13 protein-coding genes and 2 pseudogenes are annotated in these 15,849 nt (G+C 56.2%); 7 read left to right on the top strand and 8 right to left on the bottom strand.

Annotated features, from left to right (window positions below; genetic code table 11):
- From gmhB to AC4ANK_RS00065, 3 genes are all read left to right on the top strand, one after another.
- On the top strand, positions 1 to 546 hold the full coding sequence (gene gmhB / locus AC4ANK_RS00075) for a D-glycero-beta-D-manno-heptose 1,7-bisphosphate 7-phosphatase (protein WP_002551324.1): 546 nt from the start codon (positions 1 to 3) through the stop codon (positions 544 to 546).
- A gap of 65 nt (positions 547 to 611) precedes the next feature.
- Complete coding sequence (locus AC4ANK_RS00070; protein WP_460383881.1) at positions 612 to 1,382, top strand: lysophospholipid acyltransferase family protein; 771 nt, start codon at positions 612 to 614, stop codon at positions 1,380 to 1,382.
- A gap of 360 nt (positions 1,383 to 1,742) precedes the next feature.
- On the top strand, positions 1,743 to 2,228 hold the full coding sequence (locus AC4ANK_RS00065) for an SHOCT domain-containing protein (protein WP_031596765.1): 486 nt from the start codon (positions 1,743 to 1,745) through the stop codon (positions 2,226 to 2,228).
- A gap of 263 nt (positions 2,229 to 2,491) precedes the next feature.
- Here the strand turns inward: AC4ANK_RS00065 and AC4ANK_RS00060 are convergent.
- Positions 2,492 to 2,956: pseudogene (locus AC4ANK_RS00060) on the bottom strand (NAD(P)/FAD-dependent oxidoreductase); the annotation flags it as partial.
- Between the two features lie 83 nt (positions 2,957 to 3,039).
- Here AC4ANK_RS00060 and istA point away from each other — a divergent pair.
- Together istA and istB are read left to right on the top strand one after the other, a co-directional pair.
- Positions 3,040 to 4,062, top strand: a complete 1,023-nt coding sequence (gene istA, locus AC4ANK_RS00055; RefSeq protein ID WP_460383174.1) for an IS21-like element ISPsy4 family transposase — start codon at positions 3,040 to 3,042, stop codon at positions 4,060 to 4,062.
- The gene (istB, locus tag AC4ANK_RS00050) at positions 4,059 to 4,868 is read left to right on the top strand and encodes an IS21-like element ISPsy4 family helper ATPase IstB (protein ID WP_460383172.1); all 810 of its coding nucleotides are present in this window, start codon (positions 4,059 to 4,061) and stop codon (positions 4,866 to 4,868) included. Before istA ends, istB begins: the two co-directional genes overlap by 4 nt.
- A 49-nt stretch (positions 4,869 to 4,917) precedes the next feature.
- On the opposite strand, the pseudogene AC4ANK_RS00045 reads toward istB, so the two are convergent.
- Positions 4,918 to 5,778: pseudogene (locus AC4ANK_RS00045) on the bottom strand (NAD(P)/FAD-dependent oxidoreductase); the annotation flags it as partial.
- Between the two features lie 51 nt (positions 5,779 to 5,829).
- Here AC4ANK_RS00045 and AC4ANK_RS00040 point away from each other — a divergent pair.
- Together AC4ANK_RS00040 and AC4ANK_RS00035 are read left to right on the top strand one after the other, a co-directional pair.
- Positions 5,830 to 6,111: a hypothetical protein gene (locus AC4ANK_RS00040; RefSeq protein ID WP_104720438.1), complete on the top strand. Its 282-nt coding sequence runs from the start codon at positions 5,830 to 5,832 to the stop codon at positions 6,109 to 6,111.
- Complete coding sequence (locus tag AC4ANK_RS00035) at positions 6,092 to 7,321, top strand: IS91 family transposase (RefSeq protein WP_460382827.1); 1,230 nt, start codon at positions 6,092 to 6,094, stop codon at positions 7,319 to 7,321. Before AC4ANK_RS00040 ends, AC4ANK_RS00035 begins: the two co-directional genes overlap by 20 nt.
- Positions 7,322 to 7,906: 585 nt before the next feature.
- Here AC4ANK_RS00035 and AC4ANK_RS00030 read toward each other — a convergent pair.
- From AC4ANK_RS00030 to dnaA, 6 genes are all read right to left on the bottom strand, one after another.
- On the bottom strand, positions 7,907 to 9,136 hold the full coding sequence (locus tag AC4ANK_RS00030; protein ID WP_460383867.1) for an IS91 family transposase: 1,230 nt from the start codon (positions 9,134 to 9,136) through the stop codon (positions 7,907 to 7,909).
- Between the two features lie 49 nt (positions 9,137 to 9,185).
- On the bottom strand, positions 9,186 to 9,398 hold the full coding sequence (locus AC4ANK_RS00025) for a hypothetical protein (RefSeq protein ID WP_460382897.1): 213 nt from the start codon (positions 9,396 to 9,398) through the stop codon (positions 9,186 to 9,188).
- Positions 9,399 to 9,623: 225 nt separating this feature from the next.
- Positions 9,624 to 12,041: a DNA topoisomerase (ATP-hydrolyzing) subunit B gene (gene gyrB, locus AC4ANK_RS00020; RefSeq protein WP_002551319.1), complete on the bottom strand. Its 2,418-nt coding sequence runs from the start codon at positions 12,039 to 12,041 to the stop codon at positions 9,624 to 9,626.
- A gap of 4 nt (positions 12,042 to 12,045) precedes the next feature.
- Complete coding sequence (recF, locus tag AC4ANK_RS00015) at positions 12,046 to 13,149, bottom strand: DNA replication/repair protein RecF (protein WP_002551318.1); 1,104 nt, start codon at positions 13,147 to 13,149, stop codon at positions 12,046 to 12,048.
- 22 nt (positions 13,150 to 13,171) lie between these two features.
- On the bottom strand, positions 13,172 to 14,275 hold the full coding sequence (gene dnaN, locus AC4ANK_RS00010) for a DNA polymerase III subunit beta (RefSeq protein WP_002551317.1): 1,104 nt from the start codon (positions 14,273 to 14,275) through the stop codon (positions 13,172 to 13,174).
- 38 nt (positions 14,276 to 14,313) lie between these two features.
- The gene (gene dnaA / locus AC4ANK_RS00005; protein ID WP_002551316.1) at positions 14,314 to 15,849 is read right to left on the bottom strand and encodes a chromosomal replication initiator protein DnaA; all 1,536 of its coding nucleotides are present in this window, start codon (positions 15,847 to 15,849) and stop codon (positions 14,314 to 14,316) included.

The following is a 15,849-nucleotide window of genomic DNA, read 5'->3' as shown; positions in this document are numbered from 1 at the left end:
ATGGTGAAACTGCTGATACTTGATCGAGACGGAGTCATCAACCATGACTCCGATGCTTACATAAAGTCAGTGAAGGAGTGGGTGCCCATTCCCGGCTCGATCAAGGCTATCGCAGATCTGAGCAAGGCCGGCTGGACGGTGGCCGTCGCCACCAACCAGTCGGGCATTGCCCGAGGTTATTATGATCTGGCCACGCTGGACGCCATGCATGAGCGCTTGCGCAAGCTGGTGGCAGAGCAGGGTGGCGAGGTCGGTTTGATCGTCTACTGCCCGCATGGGCCAGACGATGGCTGTAGCTGCCGCAAGCCCAAACCCGGGATGCTGCAGGCCATCGTCACTCATTACGCAGTAGACCCCAAAAGTCTCTGGTTCGTGGGCGACAGTAAAGGTGACCTACAGGCCGCTTTGGCCGTCGATTCTCAGCCTGTGCTGGTGATGACCGGCAAAGGCCGCAAGACGATGGAAGGCGGAGTGCCGGCAGGCACGTTGATTTTTGACGATCTGGCGGCAGTTGCCGCAGAACTTATCCACAACAGCGTTCACTGAACAGTCAGCTCTTCAGGTTCAGGACGCTCAAGGAGCGGGCACCTGCCCGTACGGTAAACGTAACTATGTCGATCATGCAGGCAATCAGGACCTTCTTCTTCTACCTGTTGCTGGGCACCAGCTCGCTGTTGTGGTGCACGTTGAGTTTTTTCATTGCGCCTTTTCTGCCGTTCAAAGCCCGCTATCGCTTCATTAACGTCTATTGGTGCCGCTGCGCCATCTGGCTGACCAAGGTGTTTCTGAACATCCAGGTTGAAGTGACTGGCGCCGAAAACGTACCGAACCCCCCCTGCGTGATCATATCCAACCATCAGAGTACCTGGGAGACTTTCTTCCTGTCGGCGTACTTCGAGCCGATGAGCCAGGTCCTCAAGCGTGAATTGCTGTATGTGCCGTTCTTTGGCTGGGCGATGGCAATGCTGCGCCCGATCGCCATTGACCGCGAAAACCCGAAAGCCGCACTCAGGGAGATTGCCAAGAAGGGCGACGAGTTGCTCAAGGATGGCGTCTGGGTATTGATCTTCCCGGAGGGCACACGCGTGCCTTACGGCCAGGTCGGAAAATTCTCTCGCGGCGGTACTGCGTTGGCGGTAAACGCTGATCTGCCAGTCCTGCCTATCGCTCATAACGCTGGCAAATACTGGCCTCGAGATGGCTGGGCGAAAAAGCCAGGCACTATCCAGGTGGTGATTGGCGAACCGATGTACGCAGAGGGTACAGGCCCGCGCGCCATTGCTGCGTTGAATGACCGTGTGCAGGCCTGGAATGAGGAAGCACAGCGCGCGATGGGCTCGCCTGTTACACCAGCAGCAAGCCCTGGAAAAGTCCCGGCGTGATTTTGTGGATAACCTGTGTACGGTTTTTCTGAAATCCGTCAAAAACCTTGGCTAACTCTTTAATTCGTATACATATTTTTTCGGGCTATAAAAACCGGAAAAACGTGCATAAGTTTTGGTGATGTATCAAAAACCGACCTGCAAAAGGTCGGTTTTTTATTGCTTGGGCTAACGCCCGAGGCGAAGCCGATTTCAGTCAGGCCAACGCACCGCTCCAATATTTCTGAAAGGGCAGCAGGGGAACATGTCCCGTTCAATCTGGCTGCAACGTTTCCTCAAATCCTCGCGCTTGGACCACTCTTATTGCTGCCATAACGCCTACCTTCAGGTAATCTTGCATTTTTGTAATGGAGTACGGCGATGAGCAATTTACCTTTTACAGCCAAAGGGTCTAACGGCGAGATTACATTCATCGGATCTGAGGTTCTAATTCGCCGCACAGGACTGTTTGGTGCACTGCGACAATTCTCAGGCATGGGCAAAGGTAACAAAGATATTCCAATATCAGCCATTTCAGCTATTCGCCTGGAGCCCGCCTCACTGCTTAATAAAGCTTTCTTCCAAGTGATCCACGCTGGTGATTTGGCTTTTCGCGGCGGTTCAACAAATATTGCAAACGATGACAATTCCGTATTCTTCGGCAAGGGCAGCAACGCGGATTTTGAGCAGATCAAGAAAATGATTCTCGAGGCAGTAGCAGCGTCGCACCAACCAGCCAAGACCTCGTCGGCTTCGACAGAGGACATCCCTGCAATGTTGAAAAAACTCTCCGACTTAAAGGACCAAGGCGTCCTGACCGAAGATGAGTTTCTGATAAAGAAAGCAGATCTGCTTTCACGGATGTAGACCGTAACGAGCCTATAGGTAGTGGACACCTGATTCCGGACACGACGTTAAATTTCCGCTAGGACTGAGCGGTTGCCTGGTCCGTTATTGAAAGGGCGTGGCCGGCTCCATTGATGCGTAAAATAGTCACTGATATCCCAAAACCATGGTGTTCCACGTGGAACACCAGTCGTAAGTTTTCTCAGCTCCAATGCGCGCACAGTTATCGCGGTGACTACGCCGATGTAAGCACAGCAGTCACTGTGGATCGCTCGTCGTTTCAATCAAAAATCTGCCACCTTACCCCAAGATGAGCCGTGGAAACGGTCTGGGTGATAGGGTTTAGGGTCAACGATAGGGGCGACACCACTGACAATGTCAGCGATCAGGTCACCTGCTCCTGGTCCAATACCGAAACCATGGCCGCTGAACCCGGCGGCCAGGACGAGGCCGGGCAGGCTGGCGATTTCACCGATCCCGGGCACACCATCAGGTGTGCTGTCGACATAACCAGCCCAGGCAGCAGTGACCGACGATTGCTTGAGAGCGGGGACCATCGCCACCGCACGCTTGTAGGTCAACTCCACCGCAGAGGCATCTACCTTTGGATCAAGTATGCGCATCTTCTCCATAGGTGTCGGCTGGTCGAGACGCCACTTGCCGCGACCCTCGTGGCCTGAGCGCAAGCCTTCCAGGCCTCCCGATACCAGGTTGCGCCAACGACGCTGAAACATGGGCAGGAACTGTGTGTCACCGCCACTGTAAAAATGACCCCCTAACGCCAACCTAGAATTGACCCCCTGGGTAAAACTGGCGGCTTTGAGCTGCCAATATGTTGACCCAGGAGCAGTCTGTGGAAATTAAAGTATTGGCCCGTCAGGGCCATGGCATCAAATTCATCGCCCGTGAGCTGGGTATTTCGCGTAACACCGTGCGCAAGTACCTGCGAAAGGCCCGGTCGCTACCCAGTGACAAGGTGAGACCCGCACGTCCGTGCAAAATCGACCCCTTCAAGGACTACCTGCATGAGCGTATTGAGGCAGCGCGCCCGCACTGGATTCCGGCGACCGTCCTGCTGCGTGAGATCACGGCATTGGGGTACAGCGGCGGCGTCAGTCGTCTGAAGGCTTATATTCGCCCCTTCAAACGTAAGGCAGAAGAGCCGGTGGTACGTTTCGAAACTCTGCCCGGCAAGCAGATGCAGGTGGACTTCACCACCATTCGACGAGGCCGTCAGCCGCTTAAGGCGTTCGTGGCGACACTTGGTTTTAGTCGAGCAAGCTTTGTCCGTTTCTCCGAGCGAGAGGACAGCGAAGCCTGGCTGACAGGGCTTCGGGAGGCGTTCGCTTACTTTGGCGGCGTGCCCGAGCAGGCATTGTTTGATAACGCCGGAACCATCATCACCGAGCGAGACGCTTTTGGGGAGGGCCTGCACCGTTGGCATCCCCGATTGGCTGCGCTGGCCGATGAGTTTGGTTTTATTCCCAAGGTCTGCCGCCCTTACCGTGCCCAGACCAAGGGCAAGGTTGAGCGCTTCAACGGGTATCTGAAGGGCAGTTTCATTACCCCGTTGGCCGCTACGCTCAAGAGTGCGGGTCTGACGCTGGATGTGGTGACGGCCAACGCACATATCGGCCAATGGCTCGACGAAGTCGCTCATCAGCGGATTCACGGCACGACGGGTGTTCAACCAGCGGTACGTCTGGCCGAAGAGCAGCAGGTACTATTACCACTGCCAACACAGAGCCTGCGCCCACAACCCGCCCAAGGCCTACGCCTGGGGCGGGTCCTGCCGTACGAGAGCTTGCAGCATCCGCTGTCGGTTTATGAGCAACTGCTGGAGGTGAGAGCATGAACCTTCAACATGCTCGCCTGACAGAACTATGCAAGGGGCTAAAGCTTGAGCGCGTCGGGGTGGACTGGCCGCACCTTGCCCAACAAGCAGCAAGCGGCGAAGACAGCTTTGCCGACTTCCTCGAAAAGCTGCTGGCTGCCGAGACCGATGCCCGAAGTGAACGCTCTCGACAGGCCCTGCTGAAAACTGCCGCGCTGCCCGCCGTGAAAACGCTGGAGCAATACGACTTCGCGTTTGCCACCGGCGTCCCCCGGGCACAGCTCCAGGAGCTGGCAGCATTGAGTTTTGTTGGGCGTACCGAGAACATCGTGTTCCTGGGGCCTAGTGGTGTAGGCAAGAGCCACCTGGCCATCGCCCTGGCCTACCGGGCAGTGATGGCCGGTATCAAAACCCGCTTCGTCACTGCGGCTGACTTGATGCTGCAACTGACCGCTGCGCACCGCCAGGAACGGCTCAAGGAATACTTCAGTCGTGTGGTGATGGCCCCCGGGTTGTTGGTCATCGATGAAATCGGTTACCTGCCGTTTGGTCGTGATGAAGCCAACCTGTTCTTCAATGTTGTCGCCAAGCGCTACGAGCAAGGCAGCCTGATCCTCACGAGTAACTTGCCGTTTACCCAGTGGGCCGGAACCTTTGCGGATGATCAAACACTGACAGCGGCCATGCTGGACAGGCTGTTACATCATGCCCATATCGTGCAGATGACAGGTGAAAGCTATCGACTCAAGGACAAGCGCAAAGCAGGAATCAAATCGTCTCGGGCCGAACCGGCTCGAAAATATGAACCCGAGGGGGGTCAAAACTAAGTTGGCGATTTAGCACGGAAGGGGGTCACTTTTTAGTTGGCGTTGACAACTGTGTAGCAAAACCAAATAACTGTGGCGTAGGATCAACCCTTCCACGGCCGCTGATTGCCAGCGTGTAGCTACCGTCATAGCGGCGAGTCATGGAGATATTTGAAGTATGCAACGCCGCCACCAACTCGTCGGTCGGCGGGGACACTGACATTACCGTCTGGCGAATAGTGGCTTGGGGAAAACTGATACCGTACTGGCGACAGAACGAAGAAGCCCACGCGCCTCCGGCAAGTACCGCGAGCCGGGTACGAATGGTGCCGTGCTCAGTGACCACAGCGGACAATCGCCCACCTTCGGTTTCAAGCCCCCGAGCGGCGCAACCTTGATGCACGGTGCCGCCCAGCGCCATGATCGCTCTCGCAACAGCTGGCGCTGCACGAGATGGATCGGCAGTACCATCCGTAGGCGCATAGACTCCGCCCTTCCATTGCTTGCCTGTAGCCTTGCCGCGTTCAGCGGCCTGCTGGGCGTTCAACATGTAAGTCTGGACACCTACAGTACGGGCAAATTCTCCCCAGCGCGCCCATCCCGCAAGTTCTTTCTCGTCGTTGCTCAAGTAAAGCAGGCCACAGCGGGTGAAGCCTGTCTGCTCGCCGCTCTGCTTGGCAAACTGCTCCCACAGGTCCAGGCTTTTGGTTGCCATCGGCAGCTCCCGGGCATCCCGATTCTGCTGCCGGCACCACCCCCAGTTACGACTCGATTGTTCGGCACCGATACGGCCTTTTTCAACCAGAGCGACCTTCATGCCGCGCAGTGCGAGGTAGTAGGCGGTGAAGCTGCCTATTATGCCTCCGCCAATGACAACTACATCTGCCTCGAACTGGGCAGCCTGCGGCTGCAAATTGTGGGATTTTGAAATCGGTTATCATAGCCAAAATTGAGTCGATCCCTCCTCAGCACAGGCTTACACATGGCGTCAGAGACAAAAAAACGTAAACGGGCAAGCCGGGCAAAAGCCAAGGCAAAGCAGACCCGTCTCCAACGCGCCGGGCATACCACCTTCGTTCCCGATACCGAATTTTTCTTCGATGTCGATCCTTTGGGTGATGTCGATCTTTGTAGTGGCTGCCAGACAGCGTATCTGAACGACAGGTTTCCCGACGCTTCTTGCGTAAGCGTTTCGATGAGAGAAGGGCCAGGCGGATTCGCCATCACCGCCGTCATTCACCACGATGAGGAGCCATCCTGCTGACGTGGCCTCTGCACCGCCTGCTTACAAACCTCGACCGCTCAAAAACCTCTTCACGGCCAACGGCTGCTGGGCAGATTTGCTGGAAGCCGGCGGTCTGCGCCAAATCGAAGTGGAGTCGATCAGCAAAATGCTCGCCTGCGGCACCTCGATACTGGGCGTCAAACACTACACCTGTGGCAATGAGCATTGCCCACACGTCAAATACCTGTGCAACACCTGCCATTGCCGGGCCTGTCCTTCCTGCGGCAAAAAGGCCACCGACCAGTGGATCGCCGTGCAAAACAACCGTCTGCCCGACTGCCCCTGGCAGCATCTGGTGTTCACGCTGCCCGACACGCTGTGGTCCCTGTTCTTCTACAACCGCTGGCTGCTCGATGCGCTGTTTCGTCTGGCGGCCGATAACCTGATCTACACCGCCAAGCGGCGCGGTTTGCGCGTCGGGATTTTCGGTGCGCTGCACACCTATGGCCGGCGGCTCAACTGGCATCCCCACGTCCACCTGTCGGTGACCGCGGGCGGCCTGGATGAGCAGGGCGTCTGGAAAAATCTGTCGTTCCACAAAGAGGCCCTGCGGCGGCGCTGGATGTGGCTGGTGCGCGATTACCTGCTGGGACAGCCGCTTTCGCAACTGACGATGCCGCCGCAGCTGGCCCACATCCACTGTGAAAGCGACTGGCGCCGTTTGATACTGACCGCTGGTGGCCAGCACTGGCACATCCACTTGTCGAAGAAGACGGAAAACGGCCGAAAGACCGTCAATTACCTGGGCCGCTACCTGAAAAAACCGCCGATCTCGGGCAGTCGTCTGGCGCATTACACCTGCGGGGCCACGTTGAGCTTTACCTACCTGGATCACCGCACGCAGACCTATCAGCAGGAAACGCTGAGCCAGGCCGACATGCTGCGCCGGGTGGTCCAGCACATCCCGGAAAAGCATTTCCGGATGATCCGGTATTTTGGTTTTCTGGCCAATCGGGTGTGTGGGAAATACCTGCCGAAGGTGTATGAAGCACTGAAGATGGCGACGCCAGGACCGGTACCAAAGCTGTATTTTGCGCCGATGGCCAAAGCCTTTCTAAACGTCGATCCGTTCCGCTGCGTGCTGTGTGGCGCGCGGATGGTCTACACGGCGGCAATCAGCGGGCTGACGGTGCAGGGACTGGTCCTCAACGCTCAGGCGATCGCGCAGATGAGGTACGTGAAGCCCTGACAGGGGGAAGGTGCGTCCGCACCTAGGCTCAGCGGTAAAATAAACTGTGTTAATGCGGATTTATAGGGATTTTCACTGCATAAGTAACGCATCAGCGTCTTCCTACGCATCGCTATGAAGGCATGACGCCTCCTTCACAGCGTCAGGTTCATGCATAGGCATTTTGAAATTCCTATGCATCAAGGGAAGCTTGGGGGAGGTCTCGACGGGGATCAGAGGTGCGGGCATTTTTGCTATTCCTGCCAATATCGTAGTGATACGTGCAGCCTTGAGCGGCTGCGATATTGATCAGGTTAATCGCTCAGCGAAGTCATCTGCGCTGAAGTTCTCCGCGCAAACGTACGGATCGACTGTTTTGGCCACTATAAACGGCAGATTCATTCAACGTTCATCGTGGCCAAGTCCATGCATAGGAATTTCAAAATGCCTATGCATGAACCTGACGCTGTGAAGGAGGCGTCATGCCTTCATAGCGATGCGTAGGAAGACGCTGATGCGTTACTTATGCAGTGAAAATCCCTATCAATCCGAATTTGTGCAGGTTATTTTACCGCTGAGCCTAGGTGCGGACGCACCTTCCCCCTGTCAGGGCTTCACGTACCTCATCTGCGCGATTGCCTGAGCGTTGAGGACCAGTCCCTGCACCGTCAGCCCGCTGATTGCCGCCGTGTAGACCATCCGCGCGCCACACAGCACGCAGCGGAACGGATCGACGTTTAGAAAGGCTTTGGCCATCTGCACAAAATACAGCTTCGGTGTCGGTCCTGGCGTCGCCATCTTCAATGCTTCATAGACCTTCGGCAGGTATTTCCCACACACCCGATTGGCCAGAAAACCAAAATACCGGATCATCCGGAAATGCTTTTCCGGGATGTGCTGCACCACCCGGCGCAGCATGTCGGCCTGGCTCAGCGTTTCCTGCTGATAGGTCTGCGTGCGGTGATCCAGGTAGGTAAAGCTCAACGTGGCCCCGCAGGTGTAATGCGCCAGACGACTGCCCGAGATCGGCGGTTTTTTCAGGTAGCGGCCCAGGTAATTGACGGTCTTTCGGCCGTTTTCCGTCTTCTTCGACAAGTGGATGTGCCAGTGCTGGCCACCAGCGGTCAGTATCAAACGGCGCCAGTCGCTTTCACAGTGGATGTGGGCCAGCTGCGGCGGCATCGTCAGTTGCGAAAGCGGCTGTCCCAGCAGGTAATCGCGCACCAGCCACATCCAGCGCCGCCGCAGGGCCTCTTTGTGGAACGACAGATTTTTCCAGACGCCCTGCTCATCCAGGCCGCCCGCGGTCACCGACAGGTGGACGTGGGGATGCCAGTTGAGCCGCCGGCCATAGGTGTGCAGCGCACCGAAAATCCCGACGCGCAAACCGCGCCGCTTGGCGGTGTAGATCAGGTTATCGGCCGCCAGACGAAACAGCGCATCGAGCAGCCAGCGGTTGTAGAAGAACAGGGACCACAGCGTGTCGGGCAGCGTGAACACCAGATGCTGCCAGGGGCAGTCGGGCAGACGGTTGTTTTGCACGGCGATCCACTGGTCGGTGGCCTTTTTGCCGCAGGAAGGACAGGCCCGGCAATGGCAGGTGTTGCACAGGTATTTGACGTGTGGGCAATGCTCATTGCCACAGGTGTAGTGTTTGACGCCCAGTATCGAGGTGCCGCAGGCGAGCATTTTGCTGATCGACTCCACTTCGATTTGGCGCAGACCGCCGGCTTCCAGCAAATCTGCCCAGCAGCCGTTGGCCGTGAAGAGGTTTTTGAGCGGTCGAGGTTTGTAAGCAGGCGGTGCAGAGGCCACGTCAGCAGGGCGGCTCCTCATCGTGGTGAATGACGGCGGTGATGGCGAATCCGCCTGGCCCTTCTCTCATCTAAACGCTTACGCAAGAAGCGTCGGGAAACATGTCGTTCAGATACGTTGTCTGGCAGCAACTACAAAGATCGACATCACCGAAAGGATCGATATCGAAGGAAAAGTCGGTATCGGGCACGAAGGTAGTATGCCCGGCGCGTTGGAGACGGGTCTGCTTTGCCTTGGCTTTTGCCCGGCTCGCCCGTTTACGTTTTTTGGTCTCTGACGCCATGTGTAAGCCTGTGCTGAGGAGGGATCGACTCGATTTCGGCTATGATAACCGATTTCAAAATCCCACAATTTGCAGCCGCAGGCTGCCCAGTTCATAAGATCGTTGCGACACAGGATAGGCCTGAAAGACACTCAAATGAAAAAGGCCAACCCTGGGGTTGGCCTTATCAAGCCGAAATCACCTTGGCGGGATAACGGCTAGCTTTTCTGTGAAGCTACACGTCCATCAGAAGTCCAGGTTGGACACTGCCAGCGCATTGCTCTCGATGAAGTCACGACGTGGCTCGACCGCATCACCCATGAGGGTGTTGAAGATCTGGTCAGCGCCAATGGCGTCTTCGATGGTCACTTTCAGCATACGGCGCACACTTGGGTCCATCGTGGTTTCCCACAATTGGTCCGGGTTCATTTCACCCAGTCCTTTGTAGCGCTGGATGGTGTGGCGCTTGGTGCTTTCGGCCATCAACCAGGCGAGGGCTTCGTTGAACTCGGTGACAGGCTTCTTGCGCTCGCCACGTTGTACATAGGCACCTTCTTCCAGAAGTGTGCTGATCTGCAGTCCCAGAGCGGTAACGGTCTTGTAGTCATTGCTGCCGAAGAAGTCACGGTTGAAGGTGACGTAGTTCGACAGACCATGAGAGATCAGTTCTACCTCTGGTAGCCAGACGTTACGTTCACGGTCTTCACGCAGGCTGGCCTTGTAGACCAGACCCGATTTCTCGCCGGTGCGCAGACGCGCGTCGAACAGTGCCAGCCAGGCCTGCATGCCCTCGTGGTCGGACAGTTGCTCCAACGAGATCGGCGGCAGGTAGACGAAGTGTTCGGTCAGTTCCTGTGGATAAAGACGCGACAGACGCTTGAGAGTCTTCATGACCATGCGGAAGTCATTGACCAGTTTCTCCAGCGCAGTACCAGAGATGCCCGGTGCCGATTCGCTGAGGTGCAGGCTGGCGTCTTCGAGGGCCGATTGGGTCATGTACTCTTCCATGGCCTCGTCGTCCTTGATGTACTGCTCCTGCTTGCCTTTCTTCACCTTGTACAGCGGTGGCTGAGCGATGTAGATGTAGCCACGCTCGATCAGCTCAGGCAACTGACGGAAGAAGAAGGTGAGCAGCAGGGTGCGGATGTGCGAGCCGTCGACGTCAGCATCGGTCATGATGATGATGTTGTGATACCGCAACTTGTCGATGTTGTACTCTTCACGGCCGATGCCACAGCCCAGCGCGGTGATCAAAGTGCCCACTTCCTGGGAAGAGATCATCTTGTCGAAACGCGCTTTTTCAACGTTCAGGATCTTGCCCTTGAGTGGCAGGATCGCCTGGGTTCTGCGATTACGCCCCTGCTTGGCTGATCCGCCAGCAGAGTCCCCTTCCACCAGGTACAGTTCGGAGAGGGCAGGGTCCTTCTCCTGGCAGTCGGCAAGCTTGCCCGGCAAGCCAGCGATATCCAGCGCACCTTTGCGGCGAGTCATCTCGCGAGCCTTGCGCGCTGCTTCGCGGGCACGGGCTGCGTCGATCATCTTGCCAACGACGGCTTTGGCTTCGTTCGGGTTTTCCAGCAGGAAGTCGGAGAAGTACTTGCCCATCTCCTGTTCCACGGCAGTTTTGACTTCAGAAGAAACCAGTTTGTCTTTAGTCTGCGAGCTGAATTTCGGGTCAGGTACTTTGACCGAAATGATCGCAGTCAAACCTTCACGCGCATCGTCGCCCGTGGTCGCGACCTTGTGCTTCTTGGCCAGACCTTCCTGCTCGATGTAGTTGTTCAGGTTACGCGTCAGTGCGGAACGGAAGCCCACCAAGTGAGTACCACCGTCACGCTGTGGAATGTTGTTGGTGAAGCACAACAGGTTCTCGTTGAAGCTGTCGTTCCACTGCAGGGCAATTTCGACACCGATTCCATCATCACGCTGGATGTTGAAGTGGAACACTTCGTTGACCGGCGTCTTGTTGGTGTTCAGGTATTCAACGAAGGCACGCAGACCGCCTTCGTATTTGAACAGCTCTTCCTTCCCGCTGCGCTCGTCTTTGAGGACAATGCCAACACCGGAGTTCAGGAACGACAGTTCACGAATTCGCTTGGCCAGGATGTCCCAGCTGAAGTGGATATTCTTGAACGTGTCAGCAGAAGGCTTGAAGTGGATCTGAGTACCGGTGGTATCACTTTCACCGACGATTTTCATCGGCTCCTGTGGAACACCATGCACGTAGGTCTGTTCCCAGATCTTGCCGCTACGACGAACCGTCAGCAGCAGAAGTTCCGAAAGGGCGTTAACAACCGATACACCTACACCGTGCAAGCCGCCGGATACTTTGTAGGAGTTGTCATCGAACTTACCGCCAGCGTGGAGCACGGTCATGATGACCTCGGCTGCCGACACGCCTTCTTCTTTATGCACGTCTACCGGAATACCGCGGCCGTTGTCGCGCACGGTGATAGATTCGTCTGGATGGATGATGATGCTGATGTCGTCGCAATGGCCTGCCAATGCTTCGTCGATCGAGTTATCAACCACCTCGAACACCATGTGGTGCAGACCGCTGCCATCGTCTGTATCACCGATGTACATTCCCGGACGCTTGCGTACGGCATCAAGTCCTTTCAGCACCTTAATGCTGGACGAGTCGTACGTTTGGTTTTCGCTCATGCAATCACTCCCGATGGTCGTGGGTCTGGGTGATACGGCCTTGTTCCACGTGGAACAAAGCGACTGGCGTTTCCGTCTGCCAGCCTTCCCTCAAAAATTCTTGATCTACACAGGTGATAAACACCTGGCAGCGTAATTCTTCCAGCAAGCGGCAAAGCGCGCGTCGATGGTTGTCATCCAGTTCGGAGGGCAAGTCATCCACCAGGTAAATACACTGGCCGCGACGGACCTGGCTGACCAGGTGTCCCTGAGCAATACGCAATGCGCAGACCACCAACTTTTGCTGACCGCGAGACAATATATCCACCGCGTTATGAGCGCCTAATCTAAGGCGCAGGTCAGCTCGTTGTGGTCCAGCCTGGGTGTGGCCCATTTGCTGATCACGATGCAGGGAAGAGGCGAGCACTGTACTCAGCTCTTTTTCCTTGTCCCATCCTCGGTAATAGCTCAGGGTCAAACCTTCAAGCTCAACAAGTTCGCTCAAAGTCTGTTCAAAAACGGGCTTCAATGCCTTGATATAGGCGCGACGAAATTCATCTATTTCGTCACTTGCCGAGCACAGCTCTCGGTCCCATGCCGCCTGTGAAGCGGCGTCAAGTGTACCATGCCGAAGCCACGAGTTTCGCTGCTTGAGGGCCTTCTGCAGGCGCTGCCAAGTGACCATGAATCGAGGTTCCACGTGGAACACTCCCCAATCCAAAAACTGCCTGCGTATCTTCGGGGCACCTTCCAGCAATCTGAAGCTGTCCGGATTGATCAGTTGCAGCGGCAATATTTCAGCAAGCTGAGCGGCACTTCTCGCATTTTGCCCGTCAATACGAATCTGGAATTCGCCTTGTCGGTCGCGTGATACTCCGAGATTGCTGTGACCACCTTGCGCAAGATCGACCTGTCCAAAGACGGTGCAAGAGGGCTGCTCGTACTGGATGACAGGAAGCAGGCGACTGCTACGAAACGAACGCGCGATCCCCAGCAGGTGGATGGCTTCCAGAACACTGGTTTTGCCACTGCCGTTTGCGCCGTAGAGGATATTGATACGCGGGGAGGGGGAGAGGGTCACCGGGTGCAGATTGCGCACCCCGGTGACCGAGACGCGACTAAGAGACATCTAGGTTGCGCTGGACATGAAGTTACAGACGCATCGGCATGACAACGTAGGCGGAATCGTCGTTATCCGACTCTTGCACCAAGGCGCTGCTATTGGAGTCCGACAGAATCAGGCGTACCTGCTCGGTCGTCATCACACCCAACACGTCGAGCAGGTAGCTCACGTTAAAACCTATCTCCAGCGAATCGCCGTTGTACTCGACGCTGATTTCTTCCTCTGCCTCTTCCTGCTCTGGGTTATTGGCCTGAATTTTCAATTGACCATTGGCCAATTGCAGGCGGATACCGCGGTACTTCTCGTTGGACAGAATTGCGGTGCGACTGAACGCTTCGCGCAATGCCTGACGGTCACCCAACACCAGTTTGTCGCCGCCTTTAGGCAACACGCGCTCGTAATCCGGGAATTTGCCATCGACCAGTTTGGAAGTGAAAGTGAACTCGCCGGTAGTCGCGCGGATGTGATGCTGACCCAGAACGATGCTGACCATGCCGTCCTGCTCAGTCAGCAAGCGCGCCATCTCGAGAATACCTTTGCGCGGGACGATCACCTGATGACGATCGGCATGTTCGATATCGGCAGACATCGAGCACATCGCCAGGCGGTGACCATCAGTGGCGACGGCGCGCAAAATACCGGCACTCACTTCAAGCAGCATGCCGTTGAGGTAGTAGCGAACATCCTGCTGGGCCATCGCAAAGCTGGTGCGTTCAATCAGGCGGCGCAACTTGCTCTGCACCAGATTGAAGGTCAACGAGCCCGGGCCTTCTTCCACCGTCGGGAAATCATTGGCAGGCAACGTGGACAGAGTAAAACGGCTACGACCTGCCTTGACGATCAGCTTGGAGTCATCGAGTTTGACATCGATCAGCGCGTCATTGGAAAGGCTTTTGCAAATGTCCATGAGCTTGCGCGCAGGAACCGTGATTTCTCCAGGTTCAGCGGGCTCTTCCAGCTGAACGCGGCCAACCAGTTCGACTTCCAGATCCGTACCGGTCAGCGACAGTTGCTGACCTTCGACGACCAGAAGCACATTGGAAAGAACCGGCAAGGTCTGGCGGCGTTCTACCACGCCGGCGACCAATTGCAGGGGTTTCAACAGGGCTTCGCGTTGAATGGTGAAATGCATGGTCTAGTCCCTTGCCTTAATAAGCTGCACTGGCGTTATCACGTAGTCAGAGTGCGCAGCAGGTTCTTGTAGTCCTCGCGGATATCCGCATCGGATTCCTTGAGCTCGTTGATCTTTCTGCAGGCGTGCAAGACAGTCGTATGGTCCCGACCACCAAATACGTCACCGATTTCCGGAAGACTGTGGTTGGTGAGTTCCTTGGAAAGCGCCATTGCAACCTGGCGAGGCCGGGCAACAGAACGGGAACGACGCTTGGACAGCAGATCGGAGATCTTAATCTTGTAGTACTCGGCGACAGTACGCTGAATGTTATCCACACTCACCAGCTTGTCCTGCAACGCCAGCAAATCTTTCAGCGATTCGCGAATGAGTTCGATGGTGATGTCGCGGCCCATGAAGTGCGAGTGAGCGATGACACGCTTGAGCGCGCCCTCCAGCTCTCGAACGTTGGAGCGAATCCGCTGGGCAATGAAGAACGCAGCGTCATGAGGCAGATCGACCTTGGCCTGATCCGCTTTCTTCATGAGGATAGCCACACGGGTTTCCAGCTCCGGAGGCTCGACAGCAACTGTCAGACCCCAGCCGAAACGCGACTTGAGTCGTTCTTCAAGGCCTTCGATTTCTTTCGGATAGCGGTCGCTGGTCAGAATGACCTGTTGCCCGCCCTCCAGCAGCGCGTTGAACGTGTGGAAAAACTCTTCCTGTGAACGTTCCTTGCGAGCAAAAAATTGAATGTCATCGATCAGCAATGCATCGACTGAACGGTAAAAGCGCTTGAACTCGTTGATTGCATTGAGCTGCAAGGCCTTGACCATGTCTGCGACGAAGCGCTCCGAGTGCAGGTAGACAACCTTGGCGTTCGGATTCTTCTTTAGCAGGTGGTTACCCACAGCATGCATCAAGTGAGTTTTACCAAGACCTACACCACCATAAAGGAACAGCGGGTTATAGCCGTGCTTGGGATTATCGGCAACCTGCCAGGCTGCAGCGCGTGCCAGCTGGTTGGATTTACCCTCGACAAAATTCTCGAACGTGAACGTGCGGTTCAGGTAACTGGTGTGCTTGAGCGCGCCTTCGACCTGCACGGTACGTTGCTCCGCACGAGCGGGCGCCTGTTGCGAGCTGGCACCAGCCATTGGGTCGAAGCTGTCGCGTGAAGGCTCGTCGTGTGCTGCAACGTTCTGAACCGGTGCAGGCACCGCGACAGGAGCAGCCGGAGTAGCCATGGCGGGTGCAGACGACGAGACGCTGCTGACCGAATTGGCAGACAGCGCCTGGGACGCCGCGGCAGCTAATGGCGCATTCGGAGCGGCACGTGGTGCAGAGCTGCGCTTGCTTCCTATTAATAAGGAAAGGGCAGGTGCCATGCCTTGACCATGCTCGCCAAGAAGCTCCAGCAAACGGCCGAGGTATTTTTCGTTGACCCAATCGAGAACAAAACGATTCGGTGCGTACACACGCAACTCGTCGCCTTCGGCTTCGACCTGTAGCGGACGGATCCAAGTGTTGAATTGCTGGGCAGGCAGCTCATCGCGCAAAAGCTCCACGCACTGCTGCCAAAGTTCCACTGACAC

The sequence above is a fragment of the Pseudomonas sp. Pmew2 genome, from assembly GCF_058129885.1.
This window is presented reverse-complemented; position numbering and strand designations above follow the sequence as displayed.

Bases quoted from the DNA above. Each gene is read 5' to 3' on its own strand.
- AC4ANK_RS00025 (WP_460382897.1), bottom strand. From the start codon at position 9,398: ATGGCGTCAGAGACCAAAAAACGTAAACGGGCGAGCCGGGCAAAAGCC.
- recF (WP_002551318.1), bottom strand. From the start codon at position 13,149: ATGTCTCTTAGTCGCGTCTCGGTCACCGGGGTGCGCAATCTGCACCCG.
- istA (WP_460383174.1), top strand. From the start codon at position 3,040: ATGTTGACCCAGGAGCAGTCTGTGGAAATTAAAGTATTGGCCCGTCAG.
- gmhB (WP_002551324.1), top strand. From the start codon at position 1: ATGGTGAAACTGCTGATACTTGATCGAGACGGAGTCATCAACCATGAC.
- AC4ANK_RS00030 (WP_460383867.1), bottom strand. From the start codon at position 9,136: ATGAGGAGCCGCCCTGCTGACGTGGCCTCTGCACCGCCTGCTTACAAA.
- istB (WP_460383172.1), top strand. From the start codon at position 4,059: ATGAACCTTCAACATGCTCGCCTGACAGAACTATGCAAGGGGCTAAAG.
- AC4ANK_RS00040 (WP_104720438.1), top strand. From the start codon at position 5,830: ATGGCGTCAGAGACAAAAAAACGTAAACGGGCAAGCCGGGCAAAAGCC.
- AC4ANK_RS00065 (WP_031596765.1), top strand. From the start codon at position 1,743: ATGAGCAATTTACCTTTTACAGCCAAAGGGTCTAACGGCGAGATTACA.
- AC4ANK_RS00035 (WP_460382827.1), top strand. From the start codon at position 6,092: ATGAGGAGCCATCCTGCTGACGTGGCCTCTGCACCGCCTGCTTACAAA.
- AC4ANK_RS00070 (WP_460383881.1), top strand. From the start codon at position 612: ATGTCGATCATGCAGGCAATCAGGACCTTCTTCTTCTACCTGTTGCTG.
- gyrB (WP_002551319.1), bottom strand. From the start codon at position 12,041: ATGAGCGAAAACCAAACGTACGACTCGTCCAGCATTAAGGTGCTGAAA.
- dnaN (WP_002551317.1), bottom strand. From the start codon at position 14,275: ATGCATTTCACCATTCAACGCGAAGCCCTGTTGAAACCCCTGCAATTG.